The organism is Myroides sp. C15-4 (genome assembly GCF_050522745.1).
Lineage (GTDB): Bacteria > Bacteroidota > Bacteroidia > Flavobacteriales > Flavobacteriaceae > Flavobacterium.
Genome location: NZ_JBMVQX010000040.1, coordinates 21,733 through 29,808, shown reverse-complemented (window position 1 = coordinate 29,808; position 8,076 = coordinate 21,733). Strand labels below are relative to the sequence as shown.

6 protein-coding genes are annotated in these 8,076 nt (G+C 37.5%); 5 read left to right on the top strand and 1 reads right to left on the bottom strand.

The genetic code is table 11. The features are described from left to right. The first annotated feature begins 320 nt into the window (after positions 1–320). Positions 321–2,858, top strand: a complete 2,538-nt coding sequence (locus ACPDHL_RS14375) for a heavy metal translocating P-type ATPase (protein WP_430533440.1) — start codon at positions 321–323, stop codon at positions 2,856–2,858. A gap of 713 nt (positions 2,859–3,571) precedes the next feature. Here the strand turns inward: ACPDHL_RS14375 and ACPDHL_RS14370 are convergent. After that, on the bottom strand, positions 3,572–3,877 hold the full coding sequence (locus tag ACPDHL_RS14370) for a DUF6804 family protein (protein WP_430533439.1): 306 nt from the start codon (positions 3,875–3,877) through the stop codon (positions 3,572–3,574). Between the two features lie 242 nt (positions 3,878–4,119). On the opposite strand from ACPDHL_RS14370, the gene gcvT reads away from it, so the two are divergent. From gcvT to ACPDHL_RS14350, 4 genes are all read left to right on the top strand, one after another. Next, positions 4,120–5,202, top strand: coding sequence for a glycine cleavage system aminomethyltransferase GcvT (gcvT, locus tag ACPDHL_RS14365; RefSeq protein WP_430533438.1), 1,083 nt, complete (start codon positions 4,120–4,122; stop codon positions 5,200–5,202). 99 nt (positions 5,203–5,301) lie between these two features. After that, entirely contained in the window at positions 5,302–6,012 is a 711-nt protein-coding gene (locus tag ACPDHL_RS14360) for a YebC/PmpR family DNA-binding transcriptional regulator (protein WP_430533437.1), read from the top strand. 369 nt (positions 6,013–6,381) lie between these two features. After that, the gene (ypfJ, locus tag ACPDHL_RS14355; protein WP_430533436.1) at positions 6,382–7,236 is read left to right on the top strand and encodes a KPN_02809 family neutral zinc metallopeptidase; all 855 of its coding nucleotides are present in this window, start codon (positions 6,382–6,384) and stop codon (positions 7,234–7,236) included. 21 nt (positions 7,237–7,257) lie between these two features. Beyond that, positions 7,258–8,034, top strand: a complete 777-nt coding sequence (locus tag ACPDHL_RS14350; protein WP_430533435.1) for a hypothetical protein — start codon at positions 7,258–7,260, stop codon at positions 8,032–8,034. Positions 8,035–8,076: the final 42 nt, after the last annotated feature.

Below are 8,076 nucleotides of genomic sequence, written 5' to 3'. Positions count from 1 at the left end.
ATTTGCTCGTTGTGCTTTGCGCGAACTAAACTAAGGTAAAGCGTAAACTGAACTTCTGTAATAAGAAGTTTTTTTGTTTATTATTTGTTATTTGCTCGTTGTGCTTTGCGCGAACTAAACTAAGGTAAAGCGTAAACTGAACTTCTGTAATAAGAAGTTTTTTTGTCTATTATTTGTTATTTGCTCGTTGTGCTTTGTGCGAACTGTCGACCGTAAACCATAAACCATAAACTAAAAAAATATAACCCTTTACAAAAATTATGTAACGTTTAATCTCCACAAAATAGCGAACTTAGTGTTTTAAAAAAACACCTAATTGCATGAAAAAAGTATACAAAGTAAGTGGAATGAGCTGCAATGGTTGTCGAACCAAAGTAGAAAATACCTTAAACGAGATTAAGGGTGTGCAGGCTGAAGTTTCATTGGAGCACGAACAAGCAACTCTCGATTTACATCACGATATTGATACCTTAACTTTACAAAAAGCCCTACTTAAAAAGGGACAGTATATCTTACAAGAAGTTATTACCCAAGCAGATGGCACAGAAGAAGTACTACCTCCTGTGGAATTGAGTGAGGAAGATCACTTTCATCAAGAGATTCCAGCTGATATGGCGGATAAAGCGGGTAAATATTTCTGTCCGATGTTATGTGAAGGCGATAAGGTCTACGATAGCAATGTCGGTTGTCCGGTTTGTGGAATGAATTTGGAACAAATTCCCGCAGCAAAAATCGAACAAACCGTTTACTATTGTCCGATGCTATGTGAGGGGGATAAAACCTATGATGAACCGGGGAGTTGTCCCGTTTGTGGGATGGATTTAGTTGCTAAAACCATCAGTATTGAGCCGGAAGATACCACCTATCCCGATATGTTGCGCAAACTAAAATTTGCCATTCTCTTTACTTTACCCGTTTTCATTCTATCGATGGGAAGTATGTTACCTGGTGATCCGATTGGCAAGATTATTCCCATGCACCTCAACAATTACATCCAATTGATTTTTACGATTCCCGTGGTGTACATCTGTTGGACGTTTTTCCAACGCGCTTGGGTTTCTTTTAAAACGTGGAATCTCAATATGTTTAGCTTAATTGGATTGGGAGGAGCCGCTGGATTACTATTTAGTGTGGTTGCCCTCTTTTTTCCCAATTTATTTCCCGAAGACTTTAAAGGCGAACATGGCATTCACCTGTATTTTGAATCCGTAGCGGTGATTTTAACCTTGGTGATGTTAGGACAAGTGATGGAAGCTAAGGCACACAGTAGAACTAATAGCGCCATTAAAGAGCTCCTCAAACTATCTCCAACAGAAGCAACGCGTATCAACGCGGACAATGTAGAGGAAAAAGTAGCCATCGATGCGATTTTAAAACACGATAAGTTACGCGTAAAACCGGGAGAGAAAATCCCAGTAGATGGCATCATTCTCGAAGGACAGGCAACTATTGATGAGTCCATGATTACGGGAGAACCTATTCCCGTAGAAAAAACGAAGCAGGACAAAGTCGTAGCGGGAACCATCAACAGCAACACCTCTTTTGTTATGCAAGCAGAAAAGGTTGGAAAAGACACCTTATTGGCGCAAATTATTGAGATGGTCAACAACGCCAGTCGCTCCCGTGCACCAATTCAGAAATTGGCAGATAAGGTATCGACTTATTTTGTTCCTACCGTAATTATCATTGCTATTGCAACTTTCCTTTTATGGAAATTCTTAGGTCCTGAACCGAAATTAGCCTATGCGTTTATCAATGCACTAGCGGTATTAATTATCGCTTGTCCTTGTGCTTTAGGTTTAGCAACCCCCATGTCGATTATGGTGGGCATCGGAAAAGGAGCTCAAAATGGAATCTTAATCAAAAATGCAGAAGCACTTGAAACCGCAAATAAAATTAATGTTCTAATTACGGATAAAACAGGAACGCTTACAGAAGGAAAACCGTCCATTGAAAAGATCGTATCAACGCATACAGACTATGATGCAACGGCTTTATTACATCTTACCGCCTCGTTAAATCAAAATAGCGAGCATCCCTTAGCCTTGGCCTTTACTCAGGCATCAAAAGAAAAACAACTGACGCTAACGCCTGTAAAACTATTTGCCAGTGTTACGGGTAAAGGAATTCAAGGGGTCGTGGAAAAAAAACGAATTTCCTTAGGAAATGCAGCCTTAATGGAATCTTTACAAGCGACAATAAGCGACGAATTACGTGTGGAAGTTACTGCCATCCAAAAAGAGGGGAAAACGATCTCTTATATTGCGGAAGGCCATACGGTACTCGGATATGTTGTCATGCATGATAAGATCAAAGCTTCGAGCTTTACTACCATTGAAAAACTACATCAACAAGGTATTGAGGTAATCATGATTACGGGTGATAATCACAATACAGCCCAAGCGGTATCTAAACAATTGGGGATTCAACAATTTCTTGCGGAAGCACTACCAGAAGATAAGCTCAATGCAATTAAGAAACTGCAAAGTGAAGGAAAAATTGTCGCTATGGCTGGTGATGGAATTAACGATGCTCCTGCCCTTGCCCAAGCGAATGTAGGTATTGCCATGGGTACTGGAACAGATGTAGCGATTGAAAGTGCGGAAATTACCCTCTTACAAGGAGAAATTGACAAAATTCCCCAAGCGATTCGTTTGAGTCATAACGTGATGAAAAACATCAAGGAAAACTTATTCTTTGCCTTTGTATATAACAGTATTGGTATTCCCATTGCTGCAGGTATTTTATACCCCGTTTTTGGCATTGTATTATCTCCCATGATTGCAGCAGTTGCAATGAGCTTTAGCTCGGTTTCGGTTATTGCCAACTCATTGCGCCTGAAAAACACTACGTTATAATATAGTTGACAGTTAACGGTCTACAGTTGAGTTTACAGATTACGGTTCACCAATAACCAATCACTTAAAAATAAAAGAGGCTATCTAAACAGACAGCCTCTTTTGTTTTTTTCGTATTTGTTCAATTCTAAAACCAAGTCCCCACAAAGTAAAAAAGAACGACTAAATACTCATTTTTAACAACTAATAAAAAATACAGTAATACATTTATTTACCCTATGCAATATACTAAAAAAAACTAATAATAAAATATTTTAATATAAAAATTATAAAAAAAATTAAATATTAGTAAAAAAACAAGACTTACAATTTCTATAAACTTCTATTTAACATATAAAACAGAAAAAATTAATGATTGGTGAGTGGTGAGAAGTGATCTGTGAATACGTTAATACGCACAAAGAACAAATTATAGATTCATCAAACACTAAAACAAATGTAAACGCAGTGAGATACACCGAAACGAAGTGTAGGTTCATCGAACACTAAAACAAAATATAAACTAGGTGAGATACACCGAAACGAAGTGTAGGTTCATCGAACACTAAAACAAAATATAAACTAGGTGAGATACACCGAGTAAAAAACCAGCGAATTGTCTTTTTATTGAAAAAATCACCCTTCTCCCATTTCTCATCTCCCTTTTCCAAAAAAAAAGTCATTCGCTTTGCGAATGACTTTTTTTAAAATATTTCTTGTTTTTTAACTTTTCATTAAATAGCTTTGCTAAGCTTACTTTTCGTAGTAAATAAGGTTACAGCTAGAAAAGCTACGATTGCACCGTGTAATACCATCCATACTGTTGCTCCAAATGGAAGCGGAACGAAAGGTTGAAACAAAATAATTAAAGCAATATACAATCCTGTACCTTTAATATTTGCTTCCACATGTGAATTGTAAGCTAGGATCCCGAATAATGCAATTAAGATGAATTTTGTCAATTCATAAAAATCTTGTGGCAAGCTTAGCATCCCTGCTAATAACAATAAAATTGCGCCTATTTTTAATCCTTTTTCCATAGTTTCTATTTTATTTAAATATACCGCAAAGATACAACCTAACGAACTGAAAACCAAGCTTAAAAGTATTTTTCAAAAATTCAAAAAAAATACAGCATTCCCACACAAACTATCGAATTTTATCTTAATTATCTTATAAATATCTCAATATCAGCGTGTATTTATTGAACATAAATTCCTATTTTCAAATCCAATAAAATTAGTTTACTTTAGCGCTATTATTATAATTGATATACAACACGATGAAACAAGTAACTTTAAATCACATTCACGAAGGTTTAGGAGCTAAAATGGTTCCATTTGCAGGTTTTTCAATGCCTGTTCAATATGAGGGTGTAAATGCAGAACACGAAACAGTTAGAAATGGTGTGGGCGTATTTGATGTATCGCACATGGGAATTTTCAAACTATCAGGTCCAAATGCATTGCCATTAATCCAAAAAGTTACTTCAAATGACGCTTCTACGCTAGTAGATGGAAAAGCACAATACTGTTACTTTCCAAATGAAAAAGGAGGAGTAATTGACGATATCATCACGTATAGAGTAAATGAAAGTGAATACCTTATGGTGGTTAATGCTTCGAATATCGATAAAGATTGGGCATGGATCAACCAACATAATGATGTAAATGCAACGATTGAAAACTTATCTGATAGTTATTCTATCCTAGCTATTCAAGGTCCTAAAGCAGTTGAAGCGATGCAAAGCTTAACAGCGGTAAACTTAACTGAACTTAAATTCTACAACTTTACAATTGATACTTTCGCTGGTGCGAAAGATGTGGTTATTTCTGCAACGGGATACACAGGTTCTGGAGGTTTTGAAATTTATGCGAAAAACGAGGATATCGAAATGATCTGGAATAAAGTATTCGAAGCGGGTGCTAACTGGGGAATCAAACCCATCGGATTAGCGGCTCGTGATACACTGCGTTTAGAAATGGGATATTGCTTATATGGCAATGAACTAAACGACGAAATTTCACCATTAGAAGCTGGTTTAGGTTGGGTCACTAAATTCACCAAAGACTTCATCAGCGCTGATATCTTAAAAGCACAAAAAGAAGCAGGTCTGAAAAATAAATTAGTAGGATTCGAATTAGTAGGAAAAGGAATTCCAAGACACGACTACGAAATTGTAGATGCAGCTGGTACGATCATTGGAAAAGTTACCTCTGGAACGATGTCACCTTCTTTAGGAAAGGGAATCGGAATGGGCTATGTTACGCTTGAGCATGCAGCAGAAGGTAGCGCAATCTATATCCGCATTAGAAAAAATGACGTTGAAGCAAAAGTGGTGAAAACACCCTTTTACAAAAAATAATTCAATCAGAAATCAGGGGCTTAAAATAAGCCCCTCTTTTTTATGATATATTTTTTTTATCTTTTATTTTTGCACAATTAAATCAAGTTATAAATTATTATGGGAAGAGCGTTTGAATTTAGAAAAGGACGTAAGCTAAAACGTTGGTCTGCTATGGCAAAAACGTTTACGAGAATTGGTAAGGATATTGTAATGGCTATTAAAGAAGGCGGACCTAACCCTGAAACAAACTCTCGATTACGTGCAGTCATGCAAAACGCTAAGGCAGCGAATATGCCGAAAGAAAACGTGGAGCGTGCAATAAAACGTGCAACGGATAAAGACACCGAAAACTATAAAGAAGTAATGTTCGAAGGCTATGGTCCACATGGAATCGCTTTCTTAATCGAATGTGCTACAGATAACAACAACCGTACTGTTGCCAATATCAGAAGTTATTTCAATAAGTGTAACGGTACCCTAGGTACTTCAGGTTCGGTAGAATTTATGTTCGATCATACCTGTAACTTTAGAATCCCTACGGACCCTAACAGAGATTTAGAAGAATTTGAATTGGAACTAATCGATTTTGGAATCGACGAAATATTTGAAGACGAGGATGGTGTTATGATCTATGCTCCTTTTGAAAGTTTTGGTGCAATCCAAAAAGAATTGGAAAGCAGAAGCATCGAAATCTTATCTTCAGGGTTTGACCGTATTCCACAAGTTACAAAAGAGCTATCAGAAGCAGAACAAGCAGATGTAGACAAATTATTAGAAAAGATTGAAGAAGATGATGACGTGCAAAACGTCTTCACTACAATGGCATAAAAAAAAGCTTCCCTCGGGAAGCTTTTTTTATGGAGATGGTAGATGCTCGTTGTACTTTGTAAGTTGTAAGTTGTACTTTGTAAGTTGTAAGTTGTATGTACCATAACCATAACCACTAACCACTAACCACTAACCACTAACCACTAACCACTCACCACTAACCACTCACCACTAACCACTCACCACTAACCACTCACCACTCACCACTAACCATTCACCACTAACCACTCACCACTAACCACTAACCACTAACCACTCACCACTAACCATTCACCACTCACCACTCACCATTCACCACTCACCATTTACCATCCCCCATTTCCAATCTCTATCTTTTTTCATACATTTACGAAAAAATAGGGATCTCTTATGAAATGGGAAAACGGTAGACCAAGCAAAAACGTACGAGACAATAGAGGAAAATCAATGGCTGGTAAAACGGCTATTGGCGGTGGATTAATTGGAATCATCGCGATGTTACTCGTTGTATTTGGCGGTGAAACAGGGCAACAAATTGCACCAGTTTTAGAACAATTAAATCAAGGAAACTCAACAGAGCAAGTAGAAACACGTACCCTTTCTTCAGAAGAAAAGGAAATGGGGAAAATGATTTCGTATATGTTTGCTTATACAGAAGATGTATGGCACGGCATTTTTGATCAAATGGGGCAAATCTACCAAGAGCCTACTTTGAATCTTTTTGATGATGAAGTACAAACCGAATGTGGTCATGCCACAGCCAGTGTAGGTCCGTTCTATTGTCCGGCAGATCAAACAATTTACATAGACTTGCGCTTCTTTGAAGAACTTCACCAGCGTTTTGGCGCAGAAGAAGGAAACTTCGCTATTGCCTATGTACTCGCCCATGAAGTAGGCCATCACATCCAAAACCTAATGGGCACCAATGCCAAAGTATGGGAACAACAGCAGCGCTTATCCAAAAAAGAAGCCAATAAACTTTCGGTTGCCCAGGAACTTCAAGCGGATTTTTACGCTGGTGTTTGGGCCAAACACGTACAAAAATTTTTAGAACCCAAAGATATCGATATTGCATTAAGTGCTGCACAAGCCGTTGGTGATGATGCCATTCAAAAAAGAGTATCTGGACACGTAAATCCCGATTCTTTTACCCATGGTACCTCCAAACAACGCAAGGAATGGTTTTTGAAAGGATACCAAACCGGAGACATCCACCAAGGCAATACCTTCGATTTCATCAAATAATAACACACTTTAAACAAACGAATGAATCATTTAAAACAAACAATTCAAAGAATAAAAGACGAAGGATATAACATTCAGCCCTTTCTTGTGATGCGCGAAGCCGCGATGTACTACAAAAAAACGCTCTTACTTGTTGTTGTAAGCCTCTTGTTATCCTTCTTTTTTGTTTCATTTTTGGGGTCCATTGCCCTAACGCAAATAACCGATATCAAGGAAACAGCTAGTCCTGCAGAAATCCAAGAGCAATTATTGCAATTGACCAATCAACTCACTCAACCTCCCCTTTTGTATTACTATCTACTTGCCGCAGTCCTTTTTTCTGCTTTGGCCAGTGTTCTCATTGCCGGTTTTTACAAGATTAATGCAGAAGCTGCCCTAGGGCAAACACCGCGCTTTCTAAGTGTTTTTAAATACTTTTTTAGCCTTAGAGGATTGTATGTTTTTATCGCTCAGGGACTCATTACCTTATTCTTTACCGTTTTCTCTGTATTACTCAAAGAATACCAACTCGAAATGGTATCGGTCATCATCAATTGGCTGATCAATATTTTAACGCTATTTGCAACGCCCCTAATTATTTTCGGTCGTATGACGCCTTTAGCAGCAATCAAAACAAGTATACAAGTCGTAAATAAACAACCTATTCCGATTATCTTAACGGTAGTCCTCAATTACTTTTTAGTATTTTCTGGATTATTCTTCTTTGTCGTGGGAATCTTAATTACGTTGCCGTATTTATTCTCCATCTACTTTACGCTATACAAGCAAATTATTGGATACAACATAGAAGAAGCGTGATGAGTGATGAGTGAACGTAATGAGAGTTTTTTCAATAATAAA